Origin of the sequence: Halostella salina, from assembly GCF_003675855.1 — an archaeon.
Classification (GTDB): Archaea; Halobacteriota; Halobacteria; order Halobacteriales; family Natronoarchaeaceae; genus Halostella; species Halostella salina.
On the sequence record NZ_RCIH01000002.1, the window covers coordinates 298,981 to 313,209 of the forward strand.

The following is a 14,229-nucleotide window of genomic DNA, read 5'->3' on the forward strand; positions in this document are numbered from 1 at the left end:
CTAAACCTGACTACTCGTCGCCGGGGAGGGCGGCCACGTCCGCCGCGGTCGGGTCGTCGGGCAACTCCTCGATGCAGTCGTAACAGAGGAAGTGTTCGGTGCCGTCGGCGTCGAACTCCAGCGTGACGCCCCCCGTCTCGTCGGCGTCGAACGTCCAGAGGTTCGCGATGCCGCCCGCTATCTTGACGGGGCGGCCGCAGCCGTCGCAGGGGTCCGTGGTCATGCCGGACCCTCCGCGCTCGGCGGGCAAAAGCGGTTCCCCGACGCGCTTTTGCTGGGCGCTCACGTACCACGCGCGCATGGAGGTCAACTGCGAGGGCTGTGCCGGCTGCTGTCTCGACTGGCGGGCGCTCGCGGACCGCGACCTCGACCACGAGCGCCGCGGCCCGTACGAACCGCTCGACGACGCGTACAACCTCGTCGCGCTCACCCGCGAGGAGGTCCGGGCGTTCGTCGACGACGGGCTGGCCGACGCGCTCCGCCCCCGCCTCTGGCGCGACGAGGACGGCGTGACCGTCGACGGCGTGTCGCTGGCTGCGGTCGGCGGCCGCCCGGCGTTCTACGTCGGCCTCCGGAAAGCGCCCAAGCCGGTCGCGCCGTTCGGCCGGGAGGCGGCGACGTGGCTCCCGGCCTGCGCGTTCCTCGACCCGGCGACGCTCCAGTGTCGGATCCACGGCGAGGACCGCTACCCGAGCGAATGCGCGGAGTACCCGGGCCACAACCTGGAACTCGACGCCGAGGCGGAGTGCGAGCGCGTCGAGGACGCGTTCGGCGGCGAGCGCCTGCTGGACGACGAGCCGCCCGACGGGATGACGGGGCCGCTGTTCGGCCCGCAGGCCGTCGGCCAGAAGGTGTTCGTCCACCCGGAGCCGGACCGGCTCGACGGCACGGTCGAGCGCCTCGTCGCGGACGACCTCACGCCGGCTGACCGCGCGGAGTTCGTCGCCGTCGCCGCGGCCGCCAGCCCCGGGACGACGGCGGTGGACGAGGCGACGTACGAGCGCACCCGCGAGGCGGCGCTCGCCGCGGACTCGTGGGTCGGCCGCGCCCTCGCCGAGTGGCGGGAGCGCGCCGACCGGGCGGATCCGGACCCCTCGCTCGCCGAGCGCGTGGAGACGCGTCGTGGCGCACCCGAAACGCCGGGGTGGTAGTCGGCGACCGCCACTGGTCGACTGTGAACCCGTCGCTGGCCGGGCAGGATCACGGTGCGGGCGACGTGCCCGCGAGGCGGTAGGACAGCAGGAGAGGCGGCCCTACGAGGATTTGATCTGCTCGAACTGATTCAGCAGGTCCTCGGTCGACTCGCCGGAGTCGTACTCGACGGAGCCGTTGTACACGGTCCGCTCGTCGTCGAAGTCGGCGTCGACCTCGCTGTTTTTCTGCTCGCGCCGCTCGTGTTCGTCCTCGTCATAGGCACCCATTGACATGGCACGTACCTACATGATAAGCAACTTGCGCATTTCAATGTAACGGTCGATCAGGTCCGACGTACGGACCGGCGACGACAGCGCCGCTCAGGCCCGGTATCGGAGTCTGCCGGCTGCCGAAACGTCACCGTCGTCCGCCAGGTCCCGGAGCAGCGTCAGTTCTCGCTCCAGGTCGTCGTCGCCGATGGCGGTCAGTTCGCGCTCGAAGTGGTCGGCGAACGCGTCGAACCGCCGCCGGTACGGCTCCGACACGGTCAGCGGGTCGGACCGGCGCTCCCAGCGGCCGAGTTCGTCGTCTGGGACCGGTTCGATCCCGTCGTCGCCGTCCTCGCCGGTGCGCTCGTCGACCATCCACGACCGCATGAGGTCGGCGTACCGCGCGAGCAGGACCGCCTTCCGGATCCCCGTGTTGTCGAACGTCTCGGGACCGCGGTCGGGGAACCGGACGGTCCGGGTCCGCTCGCGGCGCTGCCCGGTTCTGGTCTCGTACGACGCCGAGAGCGACAGTTCCGGGTCGCTCCCGGTTCGTCGAACCTTCACGAGGATGACGCCGCCGCGGGTCCGGCCGCCGTCGGTGGGTGACGGGAACAGCGTGTTCGCCCTGACGAGCGACTCGCTGGCGTCCTCGGCGGCCGAGGAGCCGTACACCGCCTCGACCGCGTAGCCGTCCGCGTCGAGTTCAAGCGAGAGGTCGAACACGAGCGGCGTCACCATGTACTCGAACTCCTCGTCGAGCCGTTCCTCGAACTGGTCCGCCGAGCGCACCGAGTAGTAGTTCGCACCGCTGACCGCCGTGAGCGCGTCGACGAGTTCGGTGTTGAAGTCGACGCCCATTCCGACGAACGTCGTGTACACGTTCCGTGTGGCGTTTTCCGCGGCGACGTCGACGAGACCGTCCTCCGCGGTCGTCCCGCGGTTCGGCATCGCGTCGGTGAGATACACCATCCGCGTCTCGTACTCGGTCTGGTCGGCGTCGGCGTACTCCGCGAGCAGGTCGGTGCCGGCGTCGGCCCCCGCCGAGAGGTTCGTCCCGCCGCCAGCCTTGAGTTCCCGGATGTGGTCGCGGATCGCGTCCATGTCCGTCCGGCGGACCTCCCGTACCGGCTTGGCGACGTGGGAGTCGCCGTTGAACAGCACCATTCCGAAGCGGTCCTCGCCGCCGAGGTGGTCCGTCATCGACGCGATCACGTCGGTCGCAACGTCCATCTTCGGGCGCTCGGTGTACTCCTCGACCTCGTGGCGGTTGCCGAAGCGGTCGTAGTAGTACCGGTCGAACGGGCTGCTCATCGACCCCGAGATGTCGAGGACGACGACGAGGTTCAGCGTCTTGCGCTCGAAGTCCTCGATCCCGGAGTTCAGCCCGACGGTGAGGTATCGCTCTGGCTCGCCCGACAGCGGGTCGGCCGAGACGGCGGTACTGTAGGAGGGACAGAACAGCGAGCTACAGCGTCCGTCGCTCCCGGTGTCGAAGTAGTACCGGTTGAACAGCCCCTCGTGGGACAGGTCGGCGGGGACCGGCAGGTACCCCTCCTCGACGTTGGCCCGGAAGTTGTTCGCGTCCATCGCACCGCCGGTCGTGAGCCCGACGCTCTCCGCGGAGTCGACCGACGCCGTCAACTGGACGCTGTTCGTCGCGTTCACGCTCCCCGAAACCGGGGTGGCGGTCACCTCGTCCGGGTCGTACTGCCAGTCGTCGACCTTCTCGAACGACGGCGGCGTGGTGGTCGTCTCGTCCGGCGCGGACGGTCCCGACTGTCCGGGTGCGCGCTGTGAGCACCCCGCGAGACCGAGCGCCCCGGCCGCGGCGGCCAGCCGGAGGAACCGTCTGCGCGAACTGGGTCGTGACATGGGCCAACCGACGCGTAGCAGGGCTATCAGGCTACGGAAAGCTAAAATCGCCGTTTGAGCTTCGGCGGCGGCGATCGCCCGACTTTTGCCCGCGTGCCGCCTTCGGCAGCGTATGGCCGAGTTCGACCCCGAGAAGTTCGAGGACAAGTACGCGAACTACTTCACCGAACTCCAGCGGGCGTACAAGAACGCGTTCGAGCGGATGAACGAGCGGTACGACTCGGAGCTGATCCACGCCATCGACCAGCAGGTGCTGAACGAGAGCGAGCCGTTCTACGAGGGGGACGGCGAGTTCCGGATTGACCTGCCCGAGAACCCCGGCGACCGGGTCACCGGGATCATCGTCGACGACGAGAAGCTTGACGAGACACTCGACATCTACGTCGACGAACTGGAGGCGGAACTGCGGTCCGTGTTCGGCTTCGAGGAGTAGCGCGGTGCCGAACTCCGGCCAGTCGCCCTCGACCCGGGCGAACACGAGGCACAAAAGGTTCAAGGGTGCTGGCCGCCAATCGGTGTTTATGAGCACTGACGCCCAGAACGACGGCGACGACCTGGAAGAGCGGGTGTCGAACTTCCTGCGACGGAACTTCCCGCAGATCCAGATGCACGGCGGCAGCGCCGCCATCCAGAACATCGACCGCGAGACCGGCGAGGTGTCGATCCAGCTCGGCGGCGCGTGTTCGGGCTGTGGCATCTCCCCGATGACCATTCAGGCGATCAAGAGCCGCATGGTCAAGGAGATCCCCGAGATCGAGAAAGTCCACGCCGACACCGGCATGGGCGGCGGCGGCGGTGGCGGCATGGAGCCGTCGTTCCCCGGCGAGACCACCGACGACGGCGACGACGGCGCGGACGAGGGGCCCCAGGCCCCCTTCTGACGCCGCCCGGCGCGGATAAGCAGTCTTTTTAACGCTCCGGCGACCCCCCGTAGGTATGACTACCGCGGACGCGTCCGGTCGGGACGTCCTCTTCGTCGTGATGGACACGGTGCGGAAGGACCACCTGTCCGTCTACGGCTACGACCGCCCGACGACGCCCGGACTCGAGGCGTTCGCCGAGGAGGCGGCGGTGTACGAACAGGCAGTCGCGCCGGCACCGTGGACCCTCCCCGTCCACGCCTCGATGTTCACGGGCCGGTACCCCAGCGACCACGGGGCGAATCAGGAGAACCCGTACCTCGAAGGGTCGGCGACGCTCGCCGAGTCGCTGTCGGCCACGCACGAGAGCGCCTGTTACTCCTCGAACGCCTGGATCACGCCGTACACCCACCTCACCGACGGGTTCGACGACCAGGACAACTTCTTCCAGGTGATGCCCGGCGAGTTCCTGAGCGGCCCGCTGGCGAAGGCCTGGAAGACGATGAACGACAACGAGCGCCTCCGGAAGGCCGCCGACTGGCTCGTCAGCCTCGGCAACAAGGCCCACGAACACTTCGCCAGCGGCGGCGGCTCGGACTCCAAGACGCCGCAGGTGATCGACCGCACGCAGGAGTTCGTCGACGGCGTCGACGAGGACGAGAACTTCTTCGCGTTCGTCAACCTGATGGACGCCCACCTCCCGTACCACCCGCCCGAGGAGTACCAGGCGGAGTTCGCGCCGGGCGTCGACTCGACGGACGTGTGCCAGAACTCCAAGGAGTACAACTGCGGCGCGCGCGACATCGACGACGACGAGTGGGGGGACATCCGCGGGCTGTACGACGCCGAGATCCGACACGTCGACGCCGAACTCCGCCGACTGTTCGACTGGCTCCAGGCCGAGGGTCGCTGGGAGGACACGATGGTCGTCGTCTGTGCCGACCACGGCGAACTCCACGGCGAACACGACCTGTACGGCCACGAGTTCTGTATCTACGATCCCCTGGTCAACGTGCCGCTCATGCTGAAACACCCGGACGTCGACCCCGGCCGGTACGAGAAGCAGGTCGAACTGATCGACCTGTACCACACCGTGCTCGACCACGCCGGCGTCGACCCGAACGCCCCGGACGCCGTCTCGCTCGACGACCAGCGGTCCCTGCTCTCCGACGACTACCGCGGGTTCGACGACGGCGAGTTCGCGTTCGTCGAGTACTCCCGCCCGGTCGTCGAGCTGAAACAGCTCGAAGAGAAGGCAAGCGCCGCGGGGATCACGCTCGACGAGGACTCCCGGTTCTACTCGCGGATGCGTGCGGGACGGCGACCCGACGCCAAGTACATCCGAAACGAGCGGATCGACGACGAGGCCTACCGGATCGACGAGGACCCCGGCGAAACGGAGAACGTTCTCGGTGCCGACGACGAGGCCGTCGCCGAGGTCAAGGCGGCGCTGGGGCGGTTCGAGGACGACGGCAGCGGTCCCTGGGAGGGCGACGCCGCCGGCACCGACGAAGCCGTCCTCGACGACATGGACGAGGACGCGAAGGAACGCCTGCAGGACCTCGGCTACATCGACTGACGTGACTGACGCTACCGGCTCAGTCGACCTGTCGGACGCGTTCGACCGGCGGACGGTGGTGAAGATAGCCGTCGGGTTCGCCGTGGCCGTCGTGCTCGTCTACCTCCTTGCGGTCGCCGTCGGCTGGGAGCGGACTCTGGCGCAGCTTCGCGGGGCGGAGCTTCGATGGATCGCCGCCGGCTGTCTCTCGACGCTGTTCTGTCTCGCCGCCTGGGGGAAGGCGTGGCAGATCGTGCTCCGCGAAGGCGGCATCGACGTGCCGTACCGGAAGCTCGTGGTGACGTACTTCGCCGCGACGTTCGCCAACTACGTGACGCCGCTCGGACAGGCCGGCGGCGAGCCGTTCATCGCCTACGTCCTCTCGAAGGACACCGACGCCAACTACGAGCAGAGCCTCGCCAGCGTCGTCACCGCCGACCTGCTGAACCTGCTCCCCTTCTTCAACTTCGCCGCGGTCGGTCTCGGCTACCTGCTCCTCGGATCACAACTCACGGCGACCGCCGCCGACCTGGCGGTGGGGCTCGCCGCGCTGGCGGTCGGCATCCCGGCGCTCGTCGTCACGGGGTGGCAGTACCGGCAGCGAGTGGAGGCGCTCGTCCTGCGACTCGTCGACCCGCTTTCCCGGCTGACCGACCGGATCTCCGTCGAGGGCGTTCGCGCGCGGATCGACCGCTTCTACGAGTCGGTCGGCCGGATCACGTCGTCACCGCGGGCGCTCCTGACCGCGACGGGCTTTGCGTACGTCGGCTGGGTGTTCTTCGCGCTCCCGCTGTACTTCTCCGGGCTGGCGCTCGACCTGCCGGTGCCGCTGTTGCTCGTCTTCTTCGTCGTTCCGGCGAGCACGCTCGCCGGGATGGTGCCGACGCCGGGCGGGCTCGCCGCCGTCGAGGGGGCGCTCGTCGGCCTCGTCGTCGCGCTGACGGCGCTTTCGGCCGCCGACGGGCTGGCCATCGCGACGGTGTACCGGATCGCGAGCTACTGGTTCGCGCTCGCGGTCGGCGGGGTCGCCGCGCTCTGGGTGCTCGCCCGCGTTTAACGCAGGTCGCGGCTCCGTTCCCACGCGCGTAGCAACCCAGTCAGCGTCCGCGTTACCGGGACGTCGATCCCGTGCTCGGCCGCCCGGTCGACGACGTGGCCGAGTATCGCGTCGACCTCCGTCCGCCGTCCCTCGCGGACGTCCTGGTACATCGAGGACTCGTTGTCGGCCGTCGCCGTCGCCACGTCCTCGACAGCAGCCAGTGCGACTCGGTTCGGGAGTCCGATATCTTCGGCGCGGGCGACTCGGGCGGTTTCGCGGGCCGCCGCCCTTGCGAGGTCGTTCGCCGGGCCGTCGAGCAGCTCCCCGTTCTCGACGCGGGCGAGCGCCGTGACCGCGTTGATACCGGCGTTGACCGCGAGCTTCTCCCAGAGCCGACGCGGCATGTCGTCAGCAACGGTGACGTCGAGGTCCGCCCGGCGGAACGTACGGGCGACCCGTGCCGCGGCCGCGGAGTCGCCGCCCTCGTGCGGCCCGACGGCCAGCTCGCCGACGCCGGTACACTCGACGCGGCCAGGCTCCCGGAGCACCGCGCCGTACGTCGCAGTGCCGGCGAGGACGGGACAGTCCAGCCGCTCGGCGAGCGTCGCCTCGTTGCCGACCCCGTTCTGGAGCGAAAGCGCGGCGTCATACTCGCCGGTCGCCAGGTCGCGGGCGGCGGTGGGCGTGTCGAACGCTTTCACCGTCACGACGGCGAGGTCTGCCGTCAGTCCAGTCCCGTCGGTTGTCGCGGCCGGTCGAACGTCGAGCGACACCGTGCCGTCGACCGAGAGCCCCGACTCGCGGACCGCACGGACGTGTGGGTCGCGCCCGACCAACGTCACCTCGTGCTCCTGCGCTAGGAGGCCGCCGACGAGGCTGCCGAGGCTCCCCGCGCCGTAGACGACGATATCCATACCGCCCCCGACGCGTCCGGCGGTAATCAGACTGCCGACGTAGTCAGTCCTCCGTCCAGTACATCAGCGCCTCCCTCTCGGAGCCACAGCCGGGACAGCGGTCCGGGAGGCCGCCGCTGATCTCCCCCATCTCGCCGCACTCAGTACAGCGCCACATCAGCTCGGCTTCGCCGAAGTCGTGGCCGGAGCGCGCGTGCTCGACGCTCAGCCCCTCGACGCCGTCCCGGGTCGTCACGAAGAAGCCGCCGCGCTCGAACCCGCGGATGTTGCCGAGCTTTTCGCCCTCGTCATCGTAGACGGTCTGACCGATGTCGAGGCGGTTAACCTCCTCTTCGGCCTCTGCGTCCCCTTCCGCTGCCGGTGTCTCCCCCTCTCCAGACATACCCGATCCTACCGCGGCGATTCGCATAAACGTGGGGCGAACTGCCGTAACAGAGCGAACAGGCGACGTGTCCGTTCGCGGGGCGGGTCGTCGCACATCCGCCTCGGCCGCCCCGCGGCGATGGGTCAGGTCACGGCGGCGCTGGCCGCGGCTTCGAATAAAAGGGTTCGCTCGCGGGACTCACATGAAGTCCGCGATGCCAGTCTGCTTGTTTTTGTCGTTCTCGAAGATGCTCTCAAGTGATTTTTCGAGCACCTCCAGCCGCTGTTTCGTGTAGTCGCGGGTGCCGTACTCCTCGGCGACCTGGATCGCGGTGTCCATGTACTTGTTCACCGACCCCTGGTGGACGGTGAGGTTCACGTCGCCGCCACACTCCCGGCAGTCGCCCGACAGCGGCATCCGGCGGTACTTCTCGCCGCAGTCGAGACAGCGCGTCTCCTGCCGGGAGAACGCCCGGAGGTTCCCGATGAGGTCCGGCAGGAAGTGGAACTCGATGACGCGCTCGGCCACGTCCGTCTCGTCGACGGCCCGGAGCTTCCGGGACAGCTCCAGCTGGGCGTCCATCTTGTCCATCATCGAGCCGAGCGTCTTGTACGCCGACAGGTCCGGCCCCATCGCCAGGTCGGTCGTGTCGTGGGTGTGGTCGAACCCGGCGTACTCCCGGTCGGTGCCGAGGGTGTCCTCGGCTATCTCCACGTCGACCTCGCCGGGGTCGGCCATCTCGCGGGTCGCCTCGTAGAACTCCCTGGAGTACTGCGAGACCACGTCCATGTTGTGGGCCTCGTCGTCGATCTCCGAAGGGTCGATGCGTGAGGACATGACCAGCGGCGCGTCCATCTGCCCGCCGCGCTGGTCGGGCAGGTACGACTTGCTGAAGTTGAGCAGGCCGTCGAGCAACAGCATCACGCAGTCTTCGTCGCCGTCGCACTGCTTCTGCGAGGTGTCGTTCGCTATCAACGAGTGTGTCCCTTCGACGGTGAGACAGTACGTGTGGTCGGTGTCGGCCTCGACGTACTCGACGTCGGTGACTTCGTCGACCAGATACTCTCCACTCCCCCCGTCGAAGACGCGCCGTCCCAGGGGTTTGATCGCTTCGACCTGTGTGGTCAGTCGGTTCTGCTTTCGCGACAGGTGGAAGCCTACCTTTTCGGCGAACCGGACGGCGTCCGACGAGGAGACGTGAAGCACGTACGACTTCGCCGACATCGGAACGTCGCTCTCGTAGAACTCGGGGAAGTTCCCGCTGAGTGGAACCGGATCCGAGGTTCTGACGCGCGCCGAGATCCCCAGCCGGGTGAGTAGCGCGAGCATGTCTTCCTTCAGCGTCCGACTTATTGTCGTTGCCGAAACCTTCAGCGAGTCTTTTTCCACGGTGCCATCGCCGCTGAAGTATCCGCTGAGGTACGCGGCGACGATATTGTCGGGGGCATCGAAGATACATTCTGGAACGCGTTTATTCGCAGCGCCCGTTCCACAGTCGAGCACCGTCTCGAAGAACAGTCGCGGTAACCGTCCCGAGACGGTGACTTTGTACTCGTTTTCGCGGTACGGTTCGACCCCGAGTCTGGCCCGAAACGTGTCGACGAAGAATTCCCGTGCTTCCGTTTCGACCCCGGAGACGGTCGTCTGATGGATCGTGCCTTTGGGTGTTGCCTGCTCACGAGTGAACCCCTCCGCGGCGAAGTATCCTAAGAGCGTGGCGAGGTCCGCATCGAGATCGACGATCCTGTCGATTTCGGCGGTGTCCCGCTTCATCCCAAGGGTGACATCGTCCGGGACACACTCGGAGACAGCGGCCGGTGACCCGAGCAGGTCGATAAGTAGCGACGCCGGGAAACTTCCTCGATAGACGTAATTACTCAACGCCTTCTTCGTGAGACCGAGGAATTCGGCAGTGCTCTTCAGCGGATAGAACTCCCCGTCCCAGTGGTCCGCGAGTTCTTCTGTGAAAAGGTCGTAGAGTTCCTCTTTGTCCAACCCCTTCACCATGAGTGACTCGTGGGGAACCTCGTCGCTGGTGAGGAACTCTTCGAGCAGGTCGAATCGAACATCCGAACCGGGCACGTCTACCTCCGCCGGAGTCACCAGCGAATCGGACGACGTAATCTCGCTTGCTCGCTTTGCCGCGAGTCCGTCCTCATCGAAGACATGCACATCGTGGTCCGGCGTGACAGTGATCTCCCGACCGCTGCGAGTTTCGATCTCGACGAGGTGGTCGGGAGAGCGGTGTTTCGACAACGCCTCGACCGGTTTCTGCACTATCTCTCCGTCCTCGTCCAGTGACGGAACACGTACGTCGCCGTCTAACTCCTGCACGAGCGTTCCGAAGTCGTCCACATCCGGATCGTGGAGCCGGTTCTCCACGAGTTCACGGATCGCCTCGTAGTGCCACTGTCCTGCCTCGTCCTCGTACCAGACCTTCGTTTCGGGATGGAAGCAGTTCCGCCGCTTCGAGGCGTGGAAGAACGGATGCGCGTACCCCACCGCCGCGCTGGTGAAGCCGATCACGCGGCCCACGACGGCCGCGCTCGTGTGGGGGGCCATCCCGAACACCAGTTCGCCGACGAGGTCGTCGCGCTCGTCCAGTTCGTAGTAGGGGTCGAGGTCGTAGAACTGCGCCAGGAGGTCGTCGACGAAGTCGGCGGTCTTCAGGAGGTGTTCGGCCGCACCGTCCGAGAGGACGACGTCCTGCACCTTCAGTTCGACCAGCTGGTCGTCGTGCTGGAGCGGGTCGCCGTGGATGTCCTCGTCGTAGCCCAGTTGGCGGAACTGGTCGACGGTGACGTCGAGTTCGGCGGGGCGGACCGAGGTGACCGGGAGGTCCGTCATGTCGTAGCGGACGGTGCCGTCCTTGAACGCGGAGACGCCGTGTTTCGACCGGAGGATCCCCTTGTCGACCGCTTCGGGCGTCTTGTTCGTCGAGGTGAGCCCCTTGACGCCTTTGAGGATGTCGAAGGCGTTCTCGCGCTCGCCGACGCGTTCCAGGGCCTCGCGGTACTCGGCGTGAACGTCGACGACTCGGGACTCGACGGAGGTGCCGTCGACCTCGCAGCGCGAGCAGTGGACGCGCCCGGCCTCGTCGGGCTCCAGCTCCTGCTCACAGCTCGGACACTCGTAGTGCGGTTCGGTGTGCGCGCCGCAGTCGGGGCACTTCGGGCGGAACGTCTCGCCGCCGCAGCCGGGACACTCGCGGCGGCCGACCTCCACCTCGACCTCGCCGGGGGTGTCGGACATGGAGTCGGCGTGGCCCGCGGCGGCGGCCACGTCGCGCTGGCTCCCGCCGGCCTCGCCGATGGGGAAGAGGGTGTGGACGGCGGGGCTGAGTTCGCGGGACTCCGACTTCTCCGGGCGGCCCATGCGGTTGCCGATACGCGTGGGCGCGCGCTCGCGGACGGTGAACGGCGCGACCTCGTTGACCGCCTTCACCGCGTTGTCCCAGTCGCGGGCCTCGGGCGAGAGGTCGTCCCACGTCCGGTCGAGGGTTTCGGTGAGGCCGAGCGAGCGGACGAGCGGCCGCCAGACCGGGACGGTTACCGCGTCCGATTCCTGTCGGTGTTCGACGAGCAGCGCCTCCAGCGCCGCCCGGACCGGGTCGGCGTTCTCGACGAGCAGGTCGCCGTCGACGACCTCGCCGGCGGCGACGGCGTCGGCGAGCGCCTCGAACTCCGCGACCGTGAGGTCGTGCCAGAGATAGGTGTACGCCGGGTGGAGCGGGGCGTCGTACTCGGTCGCCCATTCGACCGCCTCCTCGGGGTCGGGGTCCTCCAGGTCGACGCGGACCGAGTCGGCCATCGCCTGCACGTCGGCGGCGGTGTCCTCGAACTCCTGGACCCACCACTCGAACGCGTAGGCGGCGGGAGCAAGGGGGTGGTTGTTCTCGACGAACTCGCCGTAGTTGACGAGGTACTCGCCGAGGTCGAGTATCTTCTCGACGCCGTTCCGGATCTCGAGGGCCTCCTCGGGGTCGTCGATCCGGCGCACGTCGCCGTTGGCGAGGCGGACGGTCGGCCCCTCGATTGAGTCGACCGGGACGACGCCCGCGGCCTTGCCGGGGCGCTCGGTCTTGATCTGCGTCCCGGTGGCGAGGAAATCGTCGACGAGGTGCATCGTCGCCGGGTGGACGCCGGCGGTCGCGAACCCGTGGTTGCGCGCGCGGCCGTAGCGCAGGCGGAAGCCGCCGGTTTCGCTCGGGTGTGAGAAGACCGGGCGGCCAGCGATGAGGTCGCGCAGGAACTTCCAGGACTCGTCGACGCGGGGCGGGCCGTCCGGCTCGTTGGTGCCACCGTCGTCGCCCTCGGCGGCCTCGCCGTCCGACTCGTCATCGGAGTCCCCGTCGGCGTCGCCGCCGTCGTCACCTTCCTCGTTCCCGATGGTGCCGTCGATGAGGTCCTGGAGCCACGGCCAGTCGACCTCGTCGAGGTTGCGCGTGTAGCGCTGGATCTTCGGGGCCTTCAGCGCGATCCCCTCGGCGAGGACGAGACACATCCCGCCGCGGGGGTTGTTCGTGTCGACCCGTTCGAGGTCGCGGAAGCCGGACACCTCCTCGTCGCCGGTCGGCTCCCCGTCCAGCATGATTGGGACGTGCTCGGCGATGAACTTCGACTCCTTGTCCTTCGGGGAGTACTGGAGCCCGGTCTCGTCGTCGTACAGCGACACCTCCTCGGCGTAGCGCTCGACCTCGTCGTCCCGGGCCCTGTACTCGTCGACGCCGATGAGCGCGCGGGTGTAGTCCGCGACAAGCACCGAGAGGGCCTGCGCGGTCCCGCCGGCCGAGCGGATCGGGCCGGCGTAGTACACGTTGACGAACTCCGTGCCGTCGTCGTTCTCGAGCAGTTCGACGCGGTCGATCCCCTCGATGGGGGCGGCGACGACGCCCTCGGTGAGCAGCGCGACGGCGGTGCGGACAGCGCCCTCGACCTTGCCGGCCTTCGTCTCGTAGTCGCCGACGCGGCCCTCCGCGAAGTCCTTCGCGAGTTCGAGCGCCGCCTCCTCGCGGCTCATCTCGCCCTCCAGTTCGCGCACGCGCTCGGCCACGCCGTCGATCCCGAGGATGTTCTCGACGCGGTCGGCCATGTCCTTGGCGACCGGGATTTCGACCTTGGTCTCGGGGTCGTGGCCCTGTTCGCGGGCCGCGCGGGCGACTTCGAACGCGTCGTCGAGGCCGGATTCGAGCCGTTCGAAGTACCGTTCGTCCTCGGGCCGCATCTATAACCAGAGGTCCAGGTCGGTGGTCTCGTCGTGCTCGCGCTCCAGCGTCGTGTCGAACGTCCGCATGTACACCTCGCCGGCGAAGACGGTGGCGGCGTTCAGGTGCCCCGCGAGCGCCTCGCCGTCGGGCCGCGAGAGCGTCGCGTGCGTGTGCGCGAACCTATCCCCGTTGAGCCACGAGACGTTGCCGACGCAGCCGGCGACCTCCAGGTGTTCGTCGAACTCGACCGGTTCGTACTCGAACGTCTCCTGGTCGTAGAACCAGACCTCCGCGTCCTGTACGGCTCCCATCGCGGCGAACCAGGCGGCGTCGGCGTCGGCCTCGGCGGCGAGCCCCTCGATCTCCTCGCGCCAGTCGGCCCCGTTGTCGAGTCGAGCCAGATACTCCCCCGTGGTCTCGACCTCGCGGTATTGCATACCAACTGGAAGCGTCGGCCAGGGCAAAAAAGGTGCGTATCCCGGGAGGTCCGCTCGCGCCTACAGAGCTACGCCCAGGAAATCACCCGAAAGCGGCCGGGCGGACGGCGAGGACCCGGAACGGGCCGAGCCGTCCAACCCGGGGAAGGGCAGGCCGTCGGCTGTGGTCGTTGTTGGGTCGAAGCGATCGAGCATACGGCGGCTTTGCCGCCGTTTCACCGCCGGAGCGGGGCGAAGCCCCGCGGAGGCGGCCTTTTTCATCGAAGTTTTTGCACCGAGCGGTTCGCCGGAGGCGAACCCGAGGTGGAAAAAGTTCGTCGTTTCAGCGCCAGGCCGGAAGTGTCGGCGCGTCGTCGACGTGTACCGAAAGCCAGGCACCGTCCTCGCTGATGTCGGCGATGACGTACTCCTGGCTGCTGCCGTCGCCGTCGACGGCACCCATAACTTCAGCATCGTCGGCGGGGTCGTCCGGGCCCGACGGGTGGGTCGCCATGGGAATGTTTAATTTTCAGTCAGTTATAAACGCGTCGGAACGACAGAGACATTCACTGGTTATGGTGTTAACGGAAACTACCA

The 14,229-nt window shown here is 67.9% G+C and carries 13 protein-coding genes; 5 read left to right on the top strand and 8 right to left on the bottom strand.

Annotated features, from left to right (window positions below; translation table 11 throughout):
- Window positions 1–10: 10 nt before the first annotated feature.
- Window positions 11–223: a DUF7561 family protein gene (locus tag D8896_RS04845; RefSeq protein WP_121820954.1), complete on the bottom strand. Its 213-nt coding sequence runs from the start codon at window positions 221–223 to the stop codon at window positions 11–13.
- A 76-nt stretch (window positions 224–299) separates the two neighbouring features.
- Here D8896_RS04845 and D8896_RS04850 point away from each other — a divergent pair, with 76 nt between their 5' ends.
- Window positions 300–1,151, top strand: coding sequence for a YkgJ family cysteine cluster protein (locus D8896_RS04850; protein ID WP_121820955.1), 852 nt, complete (start codon window positions 300–302; stop codon window positions 1,149–1,151).
- 102 nt (window positions 1,152–1,253) lie between these two features.
- Here the strand turns inward: D8896_RS04850 and D8896_RS19205 are convergent, their stop codons facing one another.
- Together D8896_RS19205 and D8896_RS04855 are read right to left on the bottom strand one after the other, a co-directional pair.
- Window positions 1,254–1,427: a DUF5786 family protein gene (locus tag D8896_RS19205; protein ID WP_237560598.1), complete on the bottom strand. Its 174-nt coding sequence runs from the start codon at window positions 1,425–1,427 to the stop codon at window positions 1,254–1,256.
- A gap of 87 nt (window positions 1,428–1,514) precedes the next feature.
- Window positions 1,515–3,275: a vWA domain-containing protein gene (locus D8896_RS04855; protein WP_121820956.1), complete on the bottom strand. Its 1,761-nt coding sequence runs from the start codon at window positions 3,273–3,275 to the stop codon at window positions 1,515–1,517.
- A gap of 112 nt (window positions 3,276–3,387) precedes the next feature.
- Here D8896_RS04855 and D8896_RS04860 point away from each other — a divergent pair, with 112 nt between their 5' ends.
- The 4 genes from D8896_RS04860 to D8896_RS04875 all read left to right on the top strand — a co-directional run bounded on the left by D8896_RS04860 (window position 3,388) and on the right by D8896_RS04875 (window position 6,750).
- A complete protein-coding gene (locus D8896_RS04860; protein ID WP_121820957.1) occupies window positions 3,388–3,708 on the top strand; it encodes a DUF5783 family protein in 321 nt (106 codons plus the stop codon).
- Window positions 3,709–3,796: 88 nt separating this feature from the next.
- Entirely contained in the window at window positions 3,797–4,156 is a 360-nt protein-coding gene (locus tag D8896_RS04865) for a NifU family protein (RefSeq protein ID WP_121820958.1), read from the top strand.
- Between the two features lie 55 nt (window positions 4,157–4,211).
- On the top strand, window positions 4,212–5,714 hold the full coding sequence (locus D8896_RS04870; RefSeq protein WP_121820959.1) for a sulfatase-like hydrolase/transferase: 1,503 nt from the start codon (window positions 4,212–4,214) through the stop codon (window positions 5,712–5,714).
- Window position 5,715: 1 nt separating this feature from the next.
- Complete coding sequence (locus D8896_RS04875; protein ID WP_121820960.1) at window positions 5,716–6,750, top strand: lysylphosphatidylglycerol synthase transmembrane domain-containing protein; 1,035 nt, start codon at window positions 5,716–5,718, stop codon at window positions 6,748–6,750.
- On the opposite strand, the gene D8896_RS04880 is transcribed toward D8896_RS04875, so the two are convergent.
- The 5 genes from D8896_RS04880 to D8896_RS19210 form a co-directional block, all read right to left on the bottom strand.
- Window positions 6,747–7,646 (bottom strand): ketopantoate reductase family protein, encoded by a 900-nt coding sequence (locus tag D8896_RS04880; protein ID WP_121820961.1) that lies wholly within the window; start codon window positions 7,644–7,646, stop codon window positions 6,747–6,749. The two genes, D8896_RS04875 and D8896_RS04880, sit on opposite strands and share 4 nt — an antisense overlap.
- Before the next feature lie 43 nt (window positions 7,647–7,689).
- Entirely contained in the window at window positions 7,690–8,028 is a 339-nt protein-coding gene (locus tag D8896_RS04885) for a DUF7130 family rubredoxin-like protein (RefSeq protein ID WP_121820962.1), read from the bottom strand.
- Between the two features lie 180 nt (window positions 8,029–8,208).
- Window positions 8,209–13,233 carry a DNA polymerase II large subunit gene (locus tag D8896_RS04890; protein ID WP_121820963.1) on the bottom strand — a complete coding sequence of 1,675 codons (5,025 nt, stop codon included), beginning with the start codon at window positions 13,231–13,233 and terminating at the stop codon, window positions 8,209–8,211.
- The gene (locus tag D8896_RS04895) at window positions 13,234–13,653 is read right to left on the bottom strand and encodes a PPC domain-containing DNA-binding protein (protein WP_121820964.1); all 420 of its coding nucleotides are present in this window, start codon (window positions 13,651–13,653) and stop codon (window positions 13,234–13,236) included.
- A gap of 322 nt (window positions 13,654–13,975) precedes the next feature.
- Entirely contained in the window at window positions 13,976–14,146 is a 171-nt protein-coding gene (locus tag D8896_RS19210) for a DUF7556 family protein (RefSeq protein WP_162991443.1), read from the bottom strand.
- Window positions 14,147–14,229: the final 83 nt, after the last annotated feature.

What these genes read in the sequence shown, in the direction of transcription:
- D8896_RS04845 (WP_121820954.1), bottom strand. Translation starts at nt 223, where the DNA reads ATGACCACGGACCCCTGCGACGGCTGCGGCCGCCCCGTCAAGATAGCG.
- D8896_RS04850 (WP_121820955.1), top strand. Translation starts at nt 300, where the DNA reads ATGGAGGTCAACTGCGAGGGCTGTGCCGGCTGCTGTCTCGACTGGCGG.
- D8896_RS19205 (WP_237560598.1), bottom strand. Translation starts at nt 1,427, where the DNA reads ATGTCAATGGGTGCCTATGACGAGGACGAACACGAGCGGCGCGAGCAG.
- D8896_RS04855 (WP_121820956.1), bottom strand. Translation starts at nt 3,275, where the DNA reads ATGTCACGACCCAGTTCGCGCAGACGGTTCCTCCGGCTGGCCGCCGCG.
- D8896_RS04860 (WP_121820957.1), top strand. Translation starts at nt 3,388, where the DNA reads ATGGCCGAGTTCGACCCCGAGAAGTTCGAGGACAAGTACGCGAACTAC.
- D8896_RS04865 (WP_121820958.1), top strand. Translation starts at nt 3,797, where the DNA reads ATGAGCACTGACGCCCAGAACGACGGCGACGACCTGGAAGAGCGGGTG.
- D8896_RS04870 (WP_121820959.1), top strand. Translation starts at nt 4,212, where the DNA reads ATGACTACCGCGGACGCGTCCGGTCGGGACGTCCTCTTCGTCGTGATG.
- D8896_RS04880 (WP_121820961.1), bottom strand. Translation starts at nt 7,646, where the DNA reads ATGGATATCGTCGTCTACGGCGCGGGGAGCCTCGGCAGCCTCGTCGGC.
- D8896_RS04885 (WP_121820962.1), bottom strand. Translation starts at nt 8,028, where the DNA reads ATGTCTGGAGAGGGGGAGACACCGGCAGCGGAAGGGGACGCAGAGGCC.
- D8896_RS04890 (WP_121820963.1), bottom strand. Translation starts at nt 13,233, where the DNA reads ATGCGGCCCGAGGACGAACGGTACTTCGAACGGCTCGAATCCGGCCTC.
- D8896_RS04895 (WP_121820964.1), bottom strand. Translation starts at nt 13,653, where the DNA reads ATGCAATACCGCGAGGTCGAGACCACGGGGGAGTATCTGGCTCGACTC.
- D8896_RS19210 (WP_162991443.1), bottom strand. Translation starts at nt 14,146, where the DNA reads ATGGCGACCCACCCGTCGGGCCCGGACGACCCCGCCGACGATGCTGAA.